Source organism: Lactobacillus sp. JM1, assembly GCF_009834385.1.
GTDB classification, from domain to species: domain Bacteria; phylum Bacillota; class Bacilli; order Lactobacillales; family Lactobacillaceae; genus Lactobacillus; species Lactobacillus paragasseri.
In genome coordinates, this window is record NZ_CP044412.1 from 841,416 (window position 1) to 861,647 (window position 20,232).

General features: G+C 35.3%; 18 protein-coding genes and 1 tRNA gene. 17 read left to right on the forward strand and 2 right to left on the reverse strand.

Annotation, left to right across the window (positions count from 1 at the left end; all coding sequences use genetic code 11):
- Window positions 1–11 precede the first annotated feature (11 nt).
- The 10 genes from F3I00_RS04360 to yjeM all read left to right on the forward strand — a co-directional run bounded on the left by F3I00_RS04360 (window position 12) and on the right by yjeM (window position 9,582).
- Window positions 12–4,802: a hypothetical protein gene (locus tag F3I00_RS04360; protein ID WP_159311009.1), complete on the forward strand. Its 4,791-nt coding sequence runs from the start codon at window positions 12–14 to the stop codon at window positions 4,800–4,802.
- Window positions 4,795–4,953 carry a hypothetical protein gene (locus tag F3I00_RS10700; protein ID WP_175532621.1) on the forward strand — a complete coding sequence of 53 codons (159 nt, stop codon included), beginning with the start codon at window positions 4,795–4,797 and terminating at the stop codon, window positions 4,951–4,953. The genes F3I00_RS04360 and F3I00_RS10700 overlap by 8 nt, the downstream gene beginning before the upstream one ends.
- Complete coding sequence (locus F3I00_RS04365; RefSeq protein ID WP_065169404.1) at window positions 4,937–5,197, forward strand: hypothetical protein; 261 nt, start codon at window positions 4,937–4,939, stop codon at window positions 5,195–5,197. Before F3I00_RS10700 ends, F3I00_RS04365 begins: the two co-directional genes overlap by 17 nt.
- Window positions 5,197–5,592 carry a hypothetical protein gene (locus F3I00_RS04370; RefSeq protein ID WP_065169403.1) on the forward strand — a complete coding sequence of 132 codons (396 nt, stop codon included), beginning with the start codon at window positions 5,197–5,199 and terminating at the stop codon, window positions 5,590–5,592. Before F3I00_RS04365 ends, F3I00_RS04370 begins: the two co-directional genes overlap by 1 nt.
- Window positions 5,593–5,605: 13 nt before the next feature.
- On the forward strand, window positions 5,606–5,824 hold the full coding sequence (locus F3I00_RS04375; protein WP_065169402.1) for a hypothetical protein: 219 nt from the start codon (window positions 5,606–5,608) through the stop codon (window positions 5,822–5,824).
- Window positions 5,821–6,165, forward strand: a complete 345-nt coding sequence (locus tag F3I00_RS04380) for a holin (protein ID WP_065169401.1) — start codon at window positions 5,821–5,823, stop codon at window positions 6,163–6,165. The genes F3I00_RS04375 and F3I00_RS04380 overlap by 4 nt, the downstream gene beginning before the upstream one ends.
- A gap of 2 nt (window positions 6,166–6,167) precedes the next feature.
- Window positions 6,168–7,121: a GH25 family lysozyme gene (locus tag F3I00_RS04385; RefSeq protein ID WP_065169400.1), complete on the forward strand. Its 954-nt coding sequence runs from the start codon at window positions 6,168–6,170 to the stop codon at window positions 7,119–7,121.
- A 193-nt stretch (window positions 7,122–7,314) separates the two neighbouring features.
- Window positions 7,315–7,452 carry a hypothetical protein gene (locus F3I00_RS10705; RefSeq protein WP_196767637.1) on the forward strand — a complete coding sequence of 46 codons (138 nt, stop codon included), beginning with the start codon at window positions 7,315–7,317 and terminating at the stop codon, window positions 7,450–7,452.
- Between the two features lie 142 nt (window positions 7,453–7,594).
- A complete protein-coding gene (locus F3I00_RS04390; RefSeq protein WP_065169399.1) occupies window positions 7,595–7,816 on the forward strand; it encodes a hypothetical protein in 222 nt (73 codons plus the stop codon).
- Between the two features lie 257 nt (window positions 7,817–8,073).
- The gene (gene yjeM, locus F3I00_RS04395) at window positions 8,074–9,582 is read left to right on the forward strand and encodes a glutamate/gamma-aminobutyrate family transporter YjeM (RefSeq protein WP_020806897.1); all 1,509 of its coding nucleotides are present in this window, start codon (window positions 8,074–8,076) and stop codon (window positions 9,580–9,582) included.
- Between the two features lie 64 nt (window positions 9,583–9,646).
- Here the strand turns inward: yjeM and cls are convergent, their stop codons facing one another.
- A complete protein-coding gene (gene cls, locus F3I00_RS04400; protein ID WP_020806896.1) occupies window positions 9,647–11,134 on the reverse strand; it encodes a cardiolipin synthase in 1,488 nt (495 codons plus the stop codon).
- Window positions 11,135–11,269: 135 nt separating this feature from the next.
- Here cls and F3I00_RS04405 point away from each other — a divergent pair, with 135 nt between their 5' ends.
- The 3 genes from F3I00_RS04405 (at window position 11,270) to F3I00_RS04415 (ending at window position 14,275) form a co-directional block, all read left to right on the forward strand.
- Complete coding sequence (locus tag F3I00_RS04405; protein WP_020806895.1) at window positions 11,270–12,226, forward strand: thymidylate synthase; 957 nt, start codon at window positions 11,270–11,272, stop codon at window positions 12,224–12,226.
- 29 nt (window positions 12,227–12,255) lie between these two features.
- Window positions 12,256–12,765, forward strand: a complete 510-nt coding sequence (locus tag F3I00_RS04410) for a dihydrofolate reductase (protein ID WP_020806894.1) — start codon at window positions 12,256–12,258, stop codon at window positions 12,763–12,765.
- Window positions 12,766–12,931: 166 nt separating this feature from the next.
- Window positions 12,932–14,275: an SLC45 family MFS transporter gene (locus tag F3I00_RS04415; RefSeq protein WP_159311010.1), complete on the forward strand. Its 1,344-nt coding sequence runs from the start codon at window positions 12,932–12,934 to the stop codon at window positions 14,273–14,275.
- An 86-nt stretch (window positions 14,276–14,361) separates the two neighbouring features.
- Here the strand turns inward: F3I00_RS04415 and F3I00_RS04420 are convergent, their stop codons facing one another.
- Window positions 14,362–16,629, reverse strand: a complete 2,268-nt coding sequence (locus F3I00_RS04420; RefSeq protein ID WP_020806892.1) for an HAD-IC family P-type ATPase — start codon at window positions 16,627–16,629, stop codon at window positions 14,362–14,364.
- A 123-nt stretch (window positions 16,630–16,752) separates the two neighbouring features.
- Here F3I00_RS04420 and F3I00_RS04425 point away from each other — a divergent pair, with 123 nt between their 5' ends.
- The 4 genes from F3I00_RS04425 (at window position 16,753) to eno (ending at window position 20,170) form a co-directional block, all read left to right on the forward strand.
- Window positions 16,753–17,601 (forward strand): LysR family transcriptional regulator, encoded by an 849-nt coding sequence (locus F3I00_RS04425; protein WP_020806891.1) that lies wholly within the window; start codon window positions 16,753–16,755, stop codon window positions 17,599–17,601.
- A gap of 278 nt (window positions 17,602–17,879) precedes the next feature.
- Window positions 17,880–17,967 (forward strand) — tRNA-Ser (locus F3I00_RS04430).
- 154 nt (window positions 17,968–18,121) lie between these two features.
- Window positions 18,122–18,706 carry a phosphatase PAP2 family protein gene (locus tag F3I00_RS04435; RefSeq protein WP_020806890.1) on the forward strand — a complete coding sequence of 195 codons (585 nt, stop codon included), beginning with the start codon at window positions 18,122–18,124 and terminating at the stop codon, window positions 18,704–18,706.
- Window positions 18,707–18,883: 177 nt separating this feature from the next.
- Entirely contained in the window at window positions 18,884–20,170 is a 1,287-nt protein-coding gene (gene eno / locus F3I00_RS04440; RefSeq protein WP_003647458.1) for a phosphopyruvate hydratase, read from the forward strand.
- Window positions 20,171–20,232 lie beyond the last annotated feature (62 nt).

Below are 20,232 nucleotides of genomic sequence, written 5' to 3' on the forward strand. Positions count from 1 at the left end.
GGTGAGAAATATTGCTAACACAGACAAAAGAAGTTAGAGATGCTTGGCGAGCATCACAGAGAATATTAGACATTAAGGTAGTGGTTAATGGAAAAACGTATAGTGCTACTGATATTAACAGCTTGAAATACGATTCAGGAGCTTATACTGGTGATACATTTGCTATCGGTTCAACTTATTCAAATAGTGTTCAAATTGAGTTTTCACATTTAATAGAAAATCTAAAACTTGGTATGGAAGTTTTACCAAGCATTGGAATTAAAACGTCTAAAGGTTACATTTACGAACCATTAGGCGTTTTTATTATCTCTAGTGAAATCAAGATGGATCGCAATAACAATCTTACTTCCATTAGTGCAAGTGATAGATTTTGCGGGTTAGAGGGATCCTATAAATCTAAATTGGCTTATCCAGCAAAAGTTTTAGATGTAATTGCTGAAATCTGTGCACAATCAGGAGTCGAGACTAATGTGGATGACTTAGCTAGACTTCCACATCAAGCTGACTTAGCCAGTCCCATTACAGGGCAGACTTATAGAAAAGCTTTAGGTTGGATTGCACAATTGTATGCTGGGTATGCTACCTTTGATCGCCATGGCTTATTTACAATTAGAACTATTGCAGAACCTAACTATGAGCTGGATCCCAGTCAGTATGAACAAGCTGGTTTAACTAAAAATGAAGCTCCATATAGAATTAGCGGTATTCAGTGCCAAACTACAATTACTACTAAAACTAGAGATGGCGAAGATACTGATGAAACTAAAACTTATCAAGTTGGAGATTCAAATGGATCTCAAATTAAGCTTGAAAATAATATTATGACGCCTGATAGGTTAACTAATATTTGGGAGCAGATTAAAGATGTTAATTTCTATCCATTTAGTTTGAACTGGTTTGGAAATCCTGCTGTTGAAGCTGGTGATTGGTTAAAACTGCAAGACAAGCAAGGTAATAAGTTTATTGTTCCCAACAATAGCTACACGCTTGATTTTAATGGAGGTTTGTCAGCAACTTCTAAGGCAGATCAAACTTCTTCCACAGACTCTGTAATAGCTTGGGAGGGAACATTCTCTCAAACCATTAGAGAACTTCAAGGTCGTAAAGCACCAGATGGAACAGTGATTTTTCCACCTAGTGTAACTGAACTACCTACGAATGCCAAGCCTAACGATGTTTGGTTCAAGCAAAATGGTAATTCAACAGAATTGTGGGTGTTTACTGAACAAGAAGATGGGATTAGAAAGTGGGTTAGGAGGGATTTAACTCCTGACGAGATTAAGAAGCAAGTCCAAGAAGCACAAGCCGGCTTGAAAGGTGCCAAGAAAGAAATAGCTGATAATCGCGTTAAGGCTGATAAAGATATTGCGGAGCTTAATGCAAGTATAGCTGGGCAAAATTCAAAGATTGATGGATTGAGTACTAGTGTAAATACCGTTGTGATTCCTAAAGTCACTGATATTACTAATCAGATGTCTGATGTTGTTACTAAAGTAAATGAACAAAAAAATATTGTTACCGGTTTGCAAAATCAAGCTACTCAGCAAGGTAAGGATATATCTAAGATCACTACTGATGTTCACGGTGTTACGGTTGATTTAGCTAACCTTAATGGAGATGTAAGTCAAACCAAGGCTACTGTGCAAGGCCTGCAGACTACATTAGGGAATGCTCAAGGGGATATAACACAAATAAAGGTAGATGCCAAAAAGCTTTCTACTATCTTATCTGGCAAGGTTGATAATTCCACGTATGCAAATTTTGTTAATGCTACTAATAGTGCATTGAATGCTAAGTTAGTGGCGAGTGACTTAAAAGGCTATGCAAAGACCACTGATGTTCAAGCTACAGCTGATGGCTTGCAAGTAAATATTAATAGTTTAAGCGGTAAGCTAGACAATTTAGTTATAGGTAATAGGAATTTAGTACGTAATTCTGGTTTTCCAAAAAATACTGATTATTGGAGTGGGCCAGCTACAACAAGGCATGATTTCTATTATTCTAGTAAACAAACTTTATTTGTTCTTAATAATTCTAATTCTAGTGAAAATTTTGCTGAATCTGCTTATTTTCCATTAGAGAGAAATACCGACTATGTGGTCAGTTTTAAAGGCTTTGCTTCAACGAATGTATCAAGTTATAATGCTTTTATTCTCGCCAGAAAATACGGTGAAAATACTAAATATACAACTGTAAAGCACCTAGTGGATGCTAAAAGGTTATCTCCAAGTAAAGTAGATTACATTAAAGATTTAATTTTTAATTCTGGAGAAAACGATGAGGCATATATCAGATTTGACAACAACGGATCATCTGATGGTAAACAAAGTGGTTTGTATTTTACAGAAGTAAAAGTTGAGCAAGGAAACAAGTCGACAGCTTGGACACCAGCTCCTGAAGACGAACAGGAGCGTATAAATGGAATAACTTCACAGTTATCTGCTCGAATAACAGCTAATAGCCAGCAATTTAGTTCTTATTATTCTAAGACTGATGTTGACCACAAAGTAAGCGGAGTGCAGAGTCAAATTACTCAGAACGCGACAGGATTACAGACTGTGGTTGCTAAAGTGGACAATATTAGAATAGGCGGAACTAATCTCATTAGAGATTCTGCTATGCGTGCTGACTCTCACACAGCTTGGCAAGAAGCGGGGGCAGTTACTTGGCATGACAGTAGTGTAGAAATAAGAAAAGGCGACTTAATACAAAATATACCTGCTAAGCCAAATACTACCTATACTTTTAGTTTTGATTTGTATTATCAAGATTTTAGTAATGCATGGGCTAATCAATTTTTCTTTGTGGAATATACAGATACGAATTTCAATAAAACTACACCTAAGTATGTAGACCATCGCTGGGCAGGTAATCAATTTCCTAATACAGCTGGTCGAAAAGACAAGAAGCTAACTTTTACTACTCAAGGTGATTGTAATGGGTTGAAAATGTATATCCGTCAAGAAGCTAATCAAAATCCTTTTCACATTTACAATCTTAAATTAGAAGAAGGAAACCAAGCTACTGATTGGAGTCCAGCGCCAGAGGATAAAGCTAATCAGTCTGATTACTCTGCTTTATCTCAAACAGTACGAACTATACGAAGCGAAGTTACTAATAACATTAATGGTTTGCAATCCCAAATTACCCAGAATGCAAATAACATCAACTTAAAGGTAAACGCTGTAGGGGATTTATCTAATATTTGTTTAAATCCTAATTTTATGGATGGTAGTACATTAGGTTGGGAAAACATATCTAGTTCTACTGGAAATGGAGGAAGTCCGTCTAAATTTTATGGAGGAATTAGTATACGAGATGGATTTTATGGAAATATGTTTTCAGTATCAGCGGGAGATAAATATTATTTTTCTGTTTTTGCATGGCAAGATCAATCTTCGCATAATTTTAGTATCGGTTTAACTTATTTACAAAAAGATGGTAGCTGGAACTGGCAATATGCTATAACATTTGCACCAAGTGAAGGCGGAAGAGAAAAAACAGGAACCATTACTATTCCTTCAAATGCAGTTAAAGCCAGAATATGGGTTCAAATTGATGCTTACTCTGATTACGGTCATTGGTGGTTCACTAATGTCAATGTGAGAAAAAATGATACTCTTGCACAAATCAACATGTCCGCCGGCACCACACTGATTCAGAATGACAAAATCTACATGGATGCAAGTTCTACTGTGTTCAGTGGTAAGGCGTTTATCCCTAACGCTGCAATCACTAATATCTCAGCAGACAAGATTAACACAGGTACTTTAGACGCGGGTAAGATTAACGTAATCAACTTAAATGCCAACAACATCACCACCGGTACTATTAATGGTGCTAACTTGAAGATTAATCTTAATAGTGGAGATGTAAATTTTCAACATGGACGTATCCATAATTGGAGCAATACATTAGATATAAATATTGATCAGAATTATATTTCTACTGCAAATAATGATACTAAAGCAATATTAAAAAATGGTGAACTTCAATTAACTCAACCACAATTGTTTGATTTAAGTCCTGATCCTTATTTAAGGCTTTGGAATAATGGAACAGCAGGAGATTTTTCAGTTGCAAGTCTAGATGTAAGAAATGGAATTGCTATTCAACCCAAAGATTATAGGGGAAATTCTATTTATGCCCTATTAGGACTTCTTGCAAATAACTCATGGGCCGGATTTTATACTGGTAAATGGGGCGGTATAGATAATAAGCTTTTAACGGCAATTGGTGGAGCTGATCAGGGAATTACTATTCATGGCGGTGCTCATTTCCAAGATACTAGTAGTTTGGGAAATGAGTCTTTTCCAATGATCACAGTTGGAAGCGATCGCTTGGGAACTACTTTTGGCAATACTAAAATAGTAATTAATGCTGAGTATACTTATTTTCCAATGAGTTATACCAAAACAACTGGCTCTGCTCCAAACGCTTTTATTGCAAGCGATGGTGCTCTAGTTCGTTCAACATCAGCATCGAAATATAAAACTGACATTCAACGTAGTTATTCAACAGAGTATGGTGACAAGCTTTTAAACCTACCAACAGCCATCTGGACTGATAAAGGTCAAAAGGAAAGATATGAAGCAGGTAAACGTCATATTAAACCTGAAAAATACTTCGGTATGATTGCAGAAGATTTAGCTGATGCTGGCTTAGATCTCTTAGTTAGTCGGAATCCAGAAACACATGAAATCGAAGGTATTCAATATGAAAGAATAGCGCCTGCGCTTTTACCAGTAATTAAAAAATTAAAAGATAAAGTAAATAGATTGGAGAAACAAATAAATGAATAATGATAACGCAATTTCGCAAAAATTAATTAACAAGTTAGCAACTAGTGAGTATAACAACGCAATTTTACAAGTAAGAATTGACGAATTAACTCAAGAAGTAAATCAATTAAAGTCAGAAAAGGAGAACAATAAAGATGTTAAAAACAAGTAAGTCAATTGCAATTTCAGGAAGATCAATGGTGGAAGATAAGCAGGTCGCTACTTTTAATGCGAATATTTATGAAGCTAACGCGTCTGGTGGTAGTGATAACATCAATATGATTATTACTGACCGTGATTTATATGATGCAAATAAAGCTACAGTTAGAAAAGATTTGCAAGACTTTCAAAGTAAAGTCTGGTCCGCTCAAGATGAAGTTATGGCGAGCGCTGATGAAAAGGCGAGTGAGGGATAATGAAACGAACTCATATAGGAAGTAATATAAGCGATAACTTCCAACTGTTTTTAATTGGGCTAGCCTTATCAGCTATGGGAATACTACTTTGGACAGATCATACATACTTCTTTTGGCCACCACAGTTTGCTAGGCTTATGAATGATGATGGTTTGGACGCTGTAGCTGTGGTTACTGGATTTGGATTACTATATTACGCAGTTACAAATGAAAAGAGCAATACAGTAGCAGGAGTTTTGTTAAGCATCTCAGCAGGCTTTACAGGGCTGGTTGCGTGCATTCAATTAATTCATGCTATTTTTGCAGGACAAGCACCTATGTTTTTAGGCTTTATCTTGTCCTGTTTTTTATTGGCGGAAATTTTATATACGGCAAGAACTAGAGATACGCGATAAGAGGTGAGGACACTTGCATGACTTAATTCAAGATCTAATTAATCTAGCACAAGTGTTGACACCTATAATTCTTGGAGTACTAACTTGGAACTTAAATTCTAAGAAGACTAAGCATGATGGCTTAGCAGATGATAATGACAGGATAGTGAAAGAAAATAAGCGTCTTACTAAGTTGAATGCTGAAAAGGATAAAGAAATAAATAATTTATTGAAAGAGAGAGATAGAAAATGAGATTAGATATTAATTTGATTTGGGCAATTGTTGTCCTATTAGTTGCAGGAATGGCAACTGCCTATAGTTTAAATAAACAAAAGTTAGAAAAATTGGCGCTCACACATCCCAAACTTGCAAAAGTCTTAGAAACAGCCGGCGTGTTAGCATTGAAAGCTACCATATATCAAGCATCCCTTGATAATAAAGATGGATCAAAGAAACTTTATGATGCAACAGATGAAGTTTTCTATCAATTACAAAAACTCTATCCAAATCTTCCTATTGATAGAGTTACTGTAAGGAATATTGTTCAACATGAGTATGAAAAGCTTGTAGTTGATTCAAAGAAAGAAGCTTAAAAATGACACAAACAATTAAAAACAGAGCCTATGGTGTTGACGTATCAGACTGGCAGGCATCTGACTTATCAGCTATGGCATCAGCTGGATCAAAATTTGCTATTGTAAAAGTGTCAGAGGGTTTAGATTATCGTAATCCTAAGGCACAATCTCAAATTTCTACTGCAAAAGCTAATGGTATGTTGCCAATGGCTTATCACTATGGAAGATTTAGTGGCAATAGCAATGTAGCCGTTCAAGAAGGTAATTATGCAGTTGCTTCTGCGAAAGCTGTTGGTCTTGAAGCAGGCACTTACTTAGCTGCCGACTGGGAAACAGGTAGTGGAAACGTTATTTCTGGTAATGCTGAGGCTAATACAAATGCAATCTTAGCTTTCTTAAATGTAGTCGTTAAGGCCGGATATACGCCACTTCTTTACTCTGGTGCGTCACTTTTAAAGAGCAAAGTAAATCTTGCTAAAATTGTTGCAGCATATCCTAATTCAATCTGGGTAGCAGCATACCCACTAGGTAGTGGCACTGCAGTAAGTGAACCAAACTTTGGTTACTTTCCATCAATGGACGGAGTAGCAATTTGGCAATTTACTAATAACTGGAAAGGTTTGGGGGTTGACGGAAATATTAGCTTAGTTGATCTTAAAGTTGACGGTAAAGCAGTATCTCAACCAGCTAAGCCAGCTTCTACTTCAAGTCAAAAGTCTTGGACCGATGTACAAGGTATGACCTGGCATGAAGAACATGGTACTTTCATCACTGGTGGAGCAATTAATCTTCGCTGGGGTGCCAATACGCAAAGCACGTTAATTGACACTTTACCAACAGGTTCAGAAGTTAAGTATAATGCTTGGGCTAGAGATAGTGCTGGGCGTGTATGGTTACAACAACCGAGAGAAAATGGTAAGAATGGCTATTTAGTAGGTCGTGTTGGTACAGAAGCATGGGGAACATTTAAATAATCTGATATAATAGGACTGACCAAGCTAAGGAACTCTAAGTGAGCTTAGCTAACGTAATCTAGTTTAGTAGGACTGGCTAGGTGCGTTCTAAATCCTACACAATAGCCACTCTGGAGAGATTATTTCTCTAGAGTGGCTATTTTTTTGTATTATTTTTAATAATTTTTATTGATAATTGAAAGGAGGAAATGAGATGGCAAAAAATAAAAAAAGGCTTGATAGAGAAACTCAAGTGAAAATAGCTAAATACACAGCAATTGCCGCTTGGTCAGTTCCCGCAACAGAACTCATCAAGTTAGCTAAATCTCTAATCAAAACCTTTTTCAAATAAATTAAAAACGGCAAGGCTTCGGTCTTACCGTTTTGCCATCTCAAATATACCATGACTAAGAAAGAAAAGAAATACTATACTTATGCAGGAATAGCTTTATTTATTGGATTCATACTATATTTAATTAGAAAGTTGGTTTTAAATGGCTAAAATTACAGAAGCAAGAGCTAAAGCTAATAAAAAATGGGACGAAAATAATAAAGCTAGAAAATTATATATAAATAAACGGTCAACTTGTAAAAGCTTTATTTTGAATTTAGCAACTGAGGAAGACTTAGAAAATATAAAGCAATATGTTGCTGATCGAGAAAAGCGATTAGGTATCCAAAAAGGGACAAGAAAGGGACAAATAATTGGCAAATAGTGAAATTTTATGAAAACTAGTGATAACTAATTTGTGCTTTGAAACATTGATAAAACAACGATTTTCCTTATATGCTAACAATGAAACACATTCATGTTATTTTCTCTCTTGTTAAGTACCACGGTGCATAAGAGTTATTAAGAAGGCCAAATTAAGGCCTTTTTTATTTTGCTCAATTTCAATCAGTTTTGTATTAATTTAATAAAAAGCGCATAATAGTTAATGTTTGTTTGAAAGAGGGAGTGTTTTAGTTTTTTATGAAAAAAGGCAAATCCGTCAAAATTGGATTAAAAAGTCTAGTTTTGATGATCTTTTCAGCCATTTTTGGCTTTAGCAATTCATTAACTGCCTATTATCAAATGGGGTATGCAAGTATTGTTTGGTATATTATAACCGCAATTTTATTCTTTTTGCCTTCTGCATTAATTTTTGCAGAATATGGAGCTGCTTTTAAGGGAGTTAAAGGTGGAATTTTTTCTTGGCTTAAAGGATCAGTTAGTGAAAAAACCGCATTTATTGGTACTTTTATTTGGCTAGCTGCTTGGGTTGTTTGGCTGGTGTCGTCGACTCAATTTTTCTTGGTGTCAGTGTCGACTGCAATTTCAGGTCATGATACAACGCAAAGTTGGCATTTTTTAAGTTTGTCATCAACACAATTATTGGGAATTTTAGAAGTAATATTTTTAGTAGTAGTGACTTTTTTTGCAGCTAAAGGTGTCGATAAAATTGCGGCTGTAAGTAATGTTGGTGGCTTTTTTACTTTAGCTATTACCATTGGCTTTACTTTAGTATCTATTTTGGTTTTCTTTTTGAATCATGGACATTTAGCAGAACCGTTGACTACGCAATCACTAGTTCATTCTCCTAATCCAGCTTTTCAATCTCCAATTGCTGTGGTGTCATTCATTGTTTATGCATTATTTGCTTATGGTGGTTTAGAGACCTCAGCAGGAGTAATTGATTCTGTTGATAAACCTGAAAAGACTTTTCCTAAAGCCTTGATCACAGCTATGATCTGGATGACAGCTTTATATGTCTTAAACATTTTAATGTGTGGAGTTGCTGCAAATTGGAGTAGCGAATTAAGTGGCAAAAATGTTGATTTGGCCAATGTGGAATATGTTTTGATTAACAATTTGGGGGTTGAAACAGGAAAGGCTTTCGGACTTTCTCATTCGGCTTCATTGACACTTGGTGCAACATTTTCTCGGTTTGCTGGGTTAGCTGATGTATTGGCTGGAATTTCAGCAGCATTTTTAATGGTTTATTCACCTGTTAAGTCTTTTATTGAAGGCTGTGACCCTAAACTTCTACCTAAAAACTTGGTTAAATTGAATAAACATGGCATGCCAGAACGTTCAATGTGGGTTCAGGCAGTGATTGTTAGTGTTATTATCTTATTTATCTCTTTTGGTGGTAATGCAGCGGGTCAGTTTTATACTATTTTGATGGATATGATGAATGTTTCATCGTCAGCTCCTTACTTATTTTTGATTGGAGCTTATCCTTTCTTTAAGATGAAGCAGGGAATTGATCGTCCATTTGTATTTATTGAGGGAAAAAAGCGTGTCTGGACAGTAACACTTGTGGTTTGGCTTGTGGTTGCAATTGGTATTATCTTTACTTGTGTTGAGCCGCTCTTTACTGGAGATTATGCAACATCCTTCTGGACTGCTGTTGGACCAGTAGCCTTTGGAATTATTGCTTGGATATATTATTCATATCAAGAAAGAAAAAGCGTTACTGTAGTTGATGAAGAAGAATAACGAAAAAATAAAAGAAGCTTCTATAGTTTAGAAAACTAGGAGGCTTCTTTTATTTTTACCAGTTTTATAAAATAGGTGATAGCAATCTTGAGAAATATTGTTTGAATTTGCGCCAGTGAGATTGATCATTAAAGTATTTTTTAGTTAATAATGTTGATTCTTTTAGATCTTTTTCAAATATTTCTTTTAATTCAGTTGCAAGAGCAGGATTGTATGTAAAAGCATTTACCTCAAAATTAAGCTGGTAACTCCGAAAATCTTGATTAGCCGAGCCAACGGAAGCAATATTAGAACCACTTACAATGGTTTTAGCATGTATAAAACCATTATCATACTTATAAACTTTTACGCCGTTATTAACCAGGTACTTGGCGTAATATTCAGTTGCTCGATAAACGAAGGGATGATCTGGCATAGATGGAATCATAATTCGAACGTCTACGCCACTTTTTGCAGCAATAATTAAGGCTTCTAAGATTGAGTCACCTGGAATTAAATATGGCGTTTGAATGTAGACGTAGTTTTGAGCTTGCGCAATTATTTCTTCATAGGCACGACGAATACCAAAATTACTGTTGTCAGGACCTGAAGAAACAATTTGCATTGGAACTAAGTTCTTAGCTTGAACAACTTTTAATCTGAAGTTTTCAATTAAATTATCAACACTATATGTAGGAAGATGAGATTTACGACAACTTGTATTCCAATCCATTGCAAAACGAATTTCCATTAGGAGGGCTGCCTGTCCTGTAACTCGCAAATGCGTATCGCGCCAATGACCGAACTTTTGGCTTCGATCAACATACTGATCCCCAATATTAAAACCACCAATATAACCAATTTGATTATCGATGATAACTAGTTTTCGGTGTAAATGATAATTAGCACGCGGGGTAGTAAAGAAACGATTACCAGCTGTTGAAATAAATGGTTGGGCTTTTCCACCTAGTTGTCGAAGCTTATTGAAAAAGGAGGGCTTTGTACCGCGGGAACCACTAGCATCGTAAAGAACTCGAACTTTAACACCGCGATTAGCAGCTTTTTCTAATGCTTTTAGAACTTGGTTACCTAATTGATCATCATAAAAAGTATAGAATTCAATATTGATGCTACTTTTTGCTTGTTCGATATTTTTAATGAGATTTTGAAATAAAACTTTTCCATCAATAAAAGTTTCTACCTCATTGTTAAAGGTAAGGAGAGCATCGTCATTGTTTAAATTTAATTCAACCAGTCTTCGTGCCCGGGGATTTTGATCTTTATTAGGTAATAGATCATGTAACTTTAATAATTTATTTTGCTCATTTAAAAACTGGTCTCGGAATTTTTGCTGTTCAGCTTTAATTGAAAAAATATCATCATGAGATAGTTGGCGACCAGTAAATAAATATAGAATGAAACCAACATATGGTAAGATCGATAGAATTAAAAGCCAAGCCCAGGTTGAGGCGATATCACGATGGCTGCGAAAAACTGTCCAGATAGCTAAGCCAACATTAATTAACCAAAGTATTTCAATAATGCGTCTGATGATATCCCAGGTTAAAATCATTAAAATCCCTCCAATTGTATAGATAATTAATTCTACCATATCTCGAAATATACAAAATATAGTATTTGTATTTACCAAAGCACTAAATCTATGATAATTTAAGTTATAACGTGCGCAATAGAAAGAAGAAAGACAATGGCAACTTTAGAGCAACCATACTTGGATTTATTAAATAAAATTATGACTGAGGGTCATGATAAGGAAGATAGAACTGGAACGGGGACAAGAAGTTTATTTGGGGCTCAAATGCGGTTTGATTTGAGTGATGGTTTTCCTATTTTAACTACTAAAAGAGTTCCTTTTGGTCTTATTAAAAGTGAATTATTGTGGTTTTTAAGAGGAGACACTAATATTCGATTTTTGTTAGAGCATAATAATCATATTTGGGATGAATGGGCATTTAAGAATTGGGTTGAAAGTGATGAATATCATGGCCCTGATATGACTAATTTTGGGCTCAGAAGTCAAAAGGATGCCAAATTTAAGAAAGTTTATCAAGAAGAAATGAAGAGGTTTGGCGAACGAATCTTAGCTGATCAAGACTTCGCGGCCAAATTTGGTAATCTTGGAGATGTTTATGGCGCTCAATGGCGTCACTGGCAAAAGCGAGAGGGAGGTTTTATTGATCAAATTCAAAATGTGATTGATCAAATTAAAAAGACGCCATACTCAAGAAGATTAATTGTTAGTGCTTGGAATCCAGAAGATGTCCCAAATTCAGCGCTGCCACCTTGTCATGTTTTATTTCAATTTTATGTTAATGATGGTCGTTTAAGTGTTCAGCTTTATCAGAGATCTGGAGATATGTTTTTAGGAGTTCCTTTTAATATTGCTAGCTATTCTTTACTAGTTAATTTAATAGCTCAAGAAACTGGTCTTAAACCAGGTGAATTTATTCATACTTTAGGGGATGCACATATTTATCGGAACCATTTTGATCAAGTAAAGGAATTATTAACTAGAAAACCTTATGATTCACCAAAGCTTTGGTTAAATCCTGATAAGAAAAAGATTGAAGATTTTGAAATGTCAGATATCAAACTTGTTAATTATAAGCATCATGGCACTATTAAAGCACCTGTCGCTGTTTAGTTTATACAATTTATAAGGGAGAGTTGAGAATGATAAGATTTATATGGGCAGAGGATGAAGACGGACATATTGGTTATCAAGGCACCTTACCCTGGCGTTTGCCAGCTGATCTAAGGCATTTTAAGGATTTAACTTCTAATCATGTAATTGTTATGGGAAGACGGACCTTTGAAAGTTTCCCTGGATTATTACCTAAAAGACAGCATATTATTCTCTCGACTAGTCCAACTTTACAGCGTAAATACCAAGATAATGTACACGTCCAAATTTTTTCTCAACTTGAAGAATTAAAGAACTGGATAAAGCATCATAGCAACCAAACAATTGATATTATTGGCGGAAGAAGAGTCTTTGAAGAATTTATGGATGAGGTTGATATTTTAGAAAAGACTAAGATTCACCATGTTTTTAAGGGTGATACTCTGATGCCAGAGATAAATTATGGAGATTTTAAATCAGTTAATTCTGAAATTCATCAAGCAGATGAGAAAAATAAATTTGCATACGATTTTTTAGAATATAAAAGAATAGAAAAATAATAAACTTTATAAAAAGCTAACAATCATTATTTAGTTGTAATAATTGTTAGCTTTTTTGATACATTTAGTTACCGGTAACACTTTATTTTCCGTTGAAAGCATTTTCAACCTCACTTAGTATAAAATATTGAAAGCGCTTGTGCGTTAAATAGCGAGGGAGAAAACTATGAATGAAAATGATAAAGTAGCTGGTTTACCAGAACTTGCTAAAAGTGTGATTTGGATGATTAATTTTGGGTATTTAGGTATCCAAATTGCTTTTACACTTGAAACATCACAAATGAGTCGTATTTTTCAAACTTTGGGTGCGGATCCTACGAAGTTAGGTTGGTTTTTCATTTTACCGCCTTTGGCTGGTTTAGTTGTTCAACCAGCCATTGGATCACTTTCTGATAAAACTTGGGCACCTAAGCTTGGCGGAAGAAGATTACCGTATTTATTAATTGGAATGATTTTTGCGGTAATTATGATGCTACTGCTACCAAATATCGGAAGTTTTGGTTTAGGTTATGGATCGGTTGAAGCCTTGGTATTTGGTGCTATTGCAATTGCTATTTTAGATGTATCTGCAAATATGGCTATGCAACCCTTCAAAATGATGATTGGTGATATGGTTAATGACGAACAAAAACCATATGCATATGGCATTCAAAGTATGCTTTCGAATTCTGGTGCAGTAATCGCAGCATTTTTTCCATTTCTATTGACTATTCTTGGAGTTGCTAATACTGCTAAAAAGGGTGTAGTACCACAATCAGTTGTAATTTCTTTTTATGTAGGTGCCGTAATCCTTGTTATTACTAGCTTGTTAACAGTAACAAAGGTGCATGAATATGATCCTAAAACTTATGCACGTTATCATGGTATTAATGAAGAAGATAATAAAAAAGATGGAATTTGGTTTGTCTTATTAAAAAAAGCACCGAAAGTCTTCTGGGAAGTTTCATTAGTCCAATTATTTTGCTGGTTCTCATTTCAATATTTATCAACTTATGCTACAGGTGCAATCGCAGCTAATGTATGGAAGGCATTTGACCCAGCCTCTGCTGGTTATCAGCTTGCAGGCAACTGGTTTGGCGTTTTGACTGCTGTGCAATCAATTGCTGCAGTAATTTGGTCATATATTTTGGCAAAAGTACCAAATAATCATCATAAGTTGGGGTATGGAATTAGTTTATTATTTGGAGCTGTGGGATATGGCTCGATCTTTTTTATTAAATCTCAAAATTTACTTATCTTGTCATTTATTTTAATTGGAATTTCTTGGGCAGCAATGAATACTTATCCTTTGACGCTGGTTTCAAATGCCTTATCTGGCAAACATATGGGGACATACTTGGGTCTATTTAACTGTTCAATTTGTTTACCGCAAATTATTGCTTCATTGTTGAGTTTCATCTTATTTCCACTCTTAAAATGTTCAATGCCTGCAATGATGCTAACGGCAGGAATTTCCGGGATTTTAGCGGCAATTTCTGTTTTATTTATTAAGGAAACGTATCGAAATTAATTTATTTAATAATGTTCATTAAAAATTCCATCTTAGCGAACAAAAAGAAGCAGACTACTTTCAAAATAGTAGTCTGCTTCTTTTAATTATTTATTTTTCATAATTGGTTGATAGAACAAATCAATTACGATAGCGGCGATTAAAGCTACAATTATTGTTAATCCAAGATTGGTAAAGTTGATTTTAGTCATCGCTAAGCCTAATAGTGCGAGTGTAAAAGTTAATAAAACATCAATAATTTGAACAATTGCAACTGATTTTGATGGAGCTGATTGCCAGAAAAATTTTCTAGTCCTAGTGATTAAGACAATTAACATTGCACTTAAAACGAGGTAAACATAAACCATTGTTGATACTGTTCCTTGAGCATAATTGTGAGAAACCAGATACCAAACAAAACCAAAACCGATCACAGTCCAACCAGCTGCCAGGGAGAAAGCAATTTTGGCTAATTTAAGCATATTCCAGCTTTCCGGCTTATAAGTGATATGCGTGTTATCGGTACCAATCATCATCGTTACCATATTATTCATGATAGTGTAAATAACCATTGCATTTAAGGCCATTGGGATGTAGTTGAAACATAAGTAGCCAAATGTTAGAAGCATAGTTAATTCTGCTGTACGAGATAATTTGGTTAAAGACCAAGTCGTCATTCTTTGATAAACGCGATGACCAGCATCTAAGATTTTAACAATTGGAGTAAGACCATCTTCTAGAAGCACCATCTTACCACTGCGTTTGGCAACGTCAGCGGCATTTGAAACGGCGATTCCAACTTCAGCTTGCTTTAAGGCTGGTGCATCATTAACACCGTCCCCAGTCATTCCAACAATATAACCATCTTCCTGGAAGAGTTTAACCATTTTTAATTTATCTTCAGGTAGCACATCAGCGATTCCTGCTAAATCATTAACATCAGTTTTATCATTAAAATCGTGAATTGAAATTACTTTTCCGGTTAAGCCAACTTCTTTTGCAACTGCTTCAGCAGTTCTGCGATTATCTCCAGTCAGCATAATTGGCTTGATTCCACGCTTCTTTAGCTCTTCTAAAGCCTTCTTTGAATCTGATCTGACTTTGTCGCGTAAAATAAATACACCGGAGAGTTTATCATTAATTAAAACAGCAACTGAGCGTCCCGATGTGAAATCAATGTTTTTGGCCTCTTGATCAGCATTTTTATCAATTAAAGATAGCTGCTTAAAAGAACCTAATTTAATATTGTAGTTTTTAGCTTCAGCCATCGAATAGCCAGTATTGGAAGTAAAAGGCGTAAAAGAGTTAGGTATATCAGGAGTAATTCCTTTTTCTGTCAGATAGTCGTTAATAGCTGTATCGATAATGCTTGGGCTACGCTTATCTATTGCAGCTCCAACTAAAGCTAAAACCTCTTTATTTTGAAGTTTGCTTAAATTATCCCATTGAGAAACAGCGGTTTTATTTTCGGTGATAGTTCCAGTTTTATCAAGTAAAAGCAAGTTTAAGTTAGCAGCGTCTTGAATTCCTGTTAAGTCTGAAGTTAGAACACCTTCTTTGCTAAGGCGCGTAGCTTCAAAGGAGTTAGATAAGGCAAAAGTAGATGGCATTGCAACTGGGATAGAAGCGATGAACATCATGGCCAAGAATGGCAACATTTCAATGACATTTTGTCCCCTAATTAAAGCAGCAATTACTAAAATTAAGGTTAAAACTCCATCTAATAAACAAAGGTAGTAAATAATTCTTGTAAGAAGTTGTTGCAAGTGACCTGGAGCTGCAGAATTATTAATTAAGTTAATAGTTTTACCTGAGCGAGAATTACTTCCAATTGCAATTACTGTCGCAAGCGCATCACCATCAACTACAGTAGTTCCAGCATAGGCAGTTTTGCCAACAGATTTTTTTATAGCTTTTGACTCGCCTGTGATAGAGCTTTCATCAACTGTAATTTGACCTTGGACAATTTTTACATCAGCGGCCAAAACATCTCCGCGTTTTAAACTAATTAAGTCTCCCGCAGCTAAAAACTTTGAATTAAGCTGCTTCCATTTTCCATTTCGTTTTACTGAAACAGTAGGAGTTAATTCGTGAGAAATTGTATTTAAAACTCGACGAGATTTTTTCTTTTGAGTTGCACCATTAAAAGCAGCAAACAAAAGCATCAGTAAAACAAATAGGGACTGAATCCACTTGCCCAAAATGCATTCTAAGATTAGGGCGGCTTCCAAGATCCAAGCAGATAAGTTCCATAATTTTGACATGAATTCTTTAAAGAAATTAAATTCAGGTTCAGGTACTTCATTGAGACCGTCTTTTTTTAGACGCTCTTTTGCTTGGGCGTCAGTCAGTCCATTTAAGTCTTTATTTTCCATGAAAATCCTCCATTAAATCTTTATTTCCTAAAGTATTTTAGCGCAGTTCTTGCTATTAAGAAAATATCAAATTAAGATATAAGATATTAAAAAAATAGATATCAATTAAGAAGATGAACGATAATGAATCTAAAACAATTAAAATATTTTTTAGTGGTAGCTGAAGAAAGACAGATTACATCGGCTGCTAAAAAATTATTTATTGCTCAACCACCATTGAGTTATCAATTGAAACAATTAGAAAAAGAAATTGGGGCACAACTTTTTATTAGAAATGCTCATGGGATGGAATTAACTGAAGAGGGGAAGGCTTTTCAAAAGTATGCTGAAAAAATTGTTGACCTTAGCTTAACTGCGACAAGTCAGATAAGGCAAATTAAAACAGGTGAATTAGGTAAAATTCGAATTGGAGTTATTTCTTCTTGCGGAGGAGTTGTTCCGAATAAGCAATTTAAGAAATTAATTGAATATTACCCCAATGTATCTTTTGAAATACATGAAGCAAATACCTTTGGAATTATTGAACAATTGCAAGATGGACTTATTGATTTAGGAATTGTAAGAACTCCGTTTAACCTTGAAGGATTGAATTTTAAAGATTTTCATCAAGAGCCGATGGTTGCAGTTACAAATAATAATGACTTTGATAGAGGAAAGATTGAACATTTAAGTCAATTAAAAGGTAAGCCAATTATTTTATATCGTCGTTTTCAGGAAATATTCAATCGGAGTTTTCGTCATCAAGGGATTCGACCTTTCTATGCAGTAACTTGCGATGATGCCCGAACGGCAATTCACTGGGCTGATGAAGGCTTAGGAATTGCTTTAGTTCCCCAATCAATAGCGCAGACATACGCAAAAAGTAGTATTGTTTCAATTAAACATGCGCACTGGGTTACTCATTTAAATATTGTATGGCGTAAGGATAGACAAGTTACACCGTTAATGGAAAAAATTATTGAAATGTTTTAACCAAAAAAGCCAACCGAAACGGTTGGCTAGAAATTTAATTGCTTTTAATAATTTTATGGTTTAGGTAACGCTCAATAGCCTGGCGCATTAATTTTATTTTGCGGGGCTTGTAAATAATTATCTTTGCCATAATATGAGTCCTTTCATTGTCAATCAGTATATTTTTAAGATACATGAAAAATATGAAAGAATAGTGACTTTTTGAAGACAAATTTTAGAATTGGGATTTTTTTATTTACCATTTATTTCTTAATTGCTATAATAAAAACGTTGCAATTGGAGAGTTGGCAGAGTGGTAATGCACCGGACTCGAAATCCGGCGAACCGGCTTATACCGGCGCGCAGGTTCAAATCCTGTACTCTCCTTAACTTCATATAGCCTAGCGGTATATTAGTATTATTTAATATTGATATACCGCTATTTTTATCTTAATTTGTTAAATAAATTTTAAAAACATATGTCTTTTATTTATTTGCTGTTACAATGAGCATTAGCACATTTGATTGAGGTTAGATAAAAGTGAAATTACATTGTTTAATTCAATTAATGATTTCAGCGATAATTCTGTTAGGATTAATATTTAATATTAGAAATTCACGTCTCTTTAATTTCTATGATCATTTATTGCACCATAAGCTTGTTAGAAATAGAGATAGCAAGATTTGGAAGATTATTACGATTTTAAATGAGCCTAAGGTGATTGTAGTTTGGGATTTTTTGCTAGCTGGACTTTTAGTTTTGCTTAATCATCCTTTGCTGGCAGTTTGGTCACTTGGCACTTTAGCAGTAACCGATGCAGTTGGAATTTTTTTGAAGCATTCAGTAAAAAGACAAAGACCTCTATCGATGAAAATATATCGAGATGGATATAGCTTTCCAAGCGGTCATGTTTTAAGTGCAACAATAATGTCATTAATGCTCTGGCAAATTTTTGGACATACTATGGGTATTTGGTTGTTAATCATTTTGATAATTGCTTGGGGATTAGTAGTTATATCACGCTTAAACATGCGAGCACATTATCCATCTGATGTTTTAGGAGCGACTAGTTTAGCTCTATTTTGTTTTACAATTGCACAACAACTTTTGGGATTGGCCTTTTAAAAGGTCAATCTTTTTTTGCAAAAAAATAATTGCCTTCTTTAGTTTACATACTCACAAAGTTGCTTTAAAATAAATCTGTAGTCAAAAGGGCTATGCCTAAAAGCGACGAAAGACACTGACTAGTGCCAATTCGGTTAGTTTGTATTTTTCGCCACAAATTTAAGGAGGATTTTTTTAATGCTCAAATCAGTTATTGAGAATGTACATGCACTTGAAATCTTTGATTCACGTGGTAACCCAACTGTTGAAGTTTTCGTTACCCTTTCAAACGGTGTCGTAGGTAAGGCCGAAGTTCCATCTGGTGCTTCAACTGGTGAAAACGAAGCTGTTGAATTACGTGATGGTGGTTCACGTCTTGGTGGTAAAGGTGTTATGAACGCTGTTAACAACGTTAACACTGAAATCAACGATGCTTTAAAGGGATTAGATCCACACGATCAACCAAACATTGACGCAACTATGATCGCTTTAGACGGTACTCCAAACAAGGGTCGTCTTGGTGCTAACGCTATCTTGGGTGTATCTATGGCTACTGCTTGTGCAGCTGCTAAGGATAACCACCAACCATTGTACCGTTACCTTGGTGGTACTGACCTTGAAATGCCTCAAACTTTCCACAACGTTATTAACGGTGGTGAACACGCAGACAACGGTATCGATATTCAAGAATTCATGATTACTCCAGTTGCTAAGACTTCATTCCGTGATGGTTTTGAAAAGATTGTTAACGTATACCACACTTTGAAGAAAGTTCTTGAAGACATGGGTTACGAAACTGGCTTAGGTGACGAAGGTGGTTTCGCTCCTAACATGAAGAACTCAGAAGAAGCTTTAAAGGCATTACATGAATCAATTATTAAGGCTGGTTACAAGCCAGGTGAAGATATTGCTATTGCATGTGACTGTGCTGCTTCATACTTCTACAACAAAGAAGACGGCAAGTACCACCTTGAAGGTAAAGTTCTTACTGACGAAGAATTGGCAGATTACTACGACAAGTTACTTGACGAATTCCCAGAATTAATTTCTATGGAAGACCCATACGATGAAAACGATGTTGAAGGTATGGTTAAGTTCACTGAAAGCCACAAGGACCGTATCCAAATTGTTCTTGACGACTTCATTTGTACTAACCCTAAGCTTTTGAACAAGGCTATTCACGAAGGTGCTGGTAACGCTTCATTAATCAAGTTGAACCAAATCGGTACTGTTACTGAAACTCTTGAAACTATTCGTCTTTCACGTAAGAATGGTTACAACACTATGATTTCTCACCGTTCAGGTGAAACTGGTGATACCTTCATCGCTGACTTCGCAGTTGCTGTTAACGGTGGTCAATTGAAGAGTGGTGCTCCAGCTCGTTCAGAACGTGTTGAAAAGTACAACCGTTTACTTGAAATTGAAGAAGAACTTGGTAAGGGTGAACGTTTAGCATTCTTCCCAGACAACGTTGACTTAGACTAATTTAGGTTAATATTTCTTTAAAAAGAGATTGATTTTTGATCAATCTCTTTTTTTATGCTTGA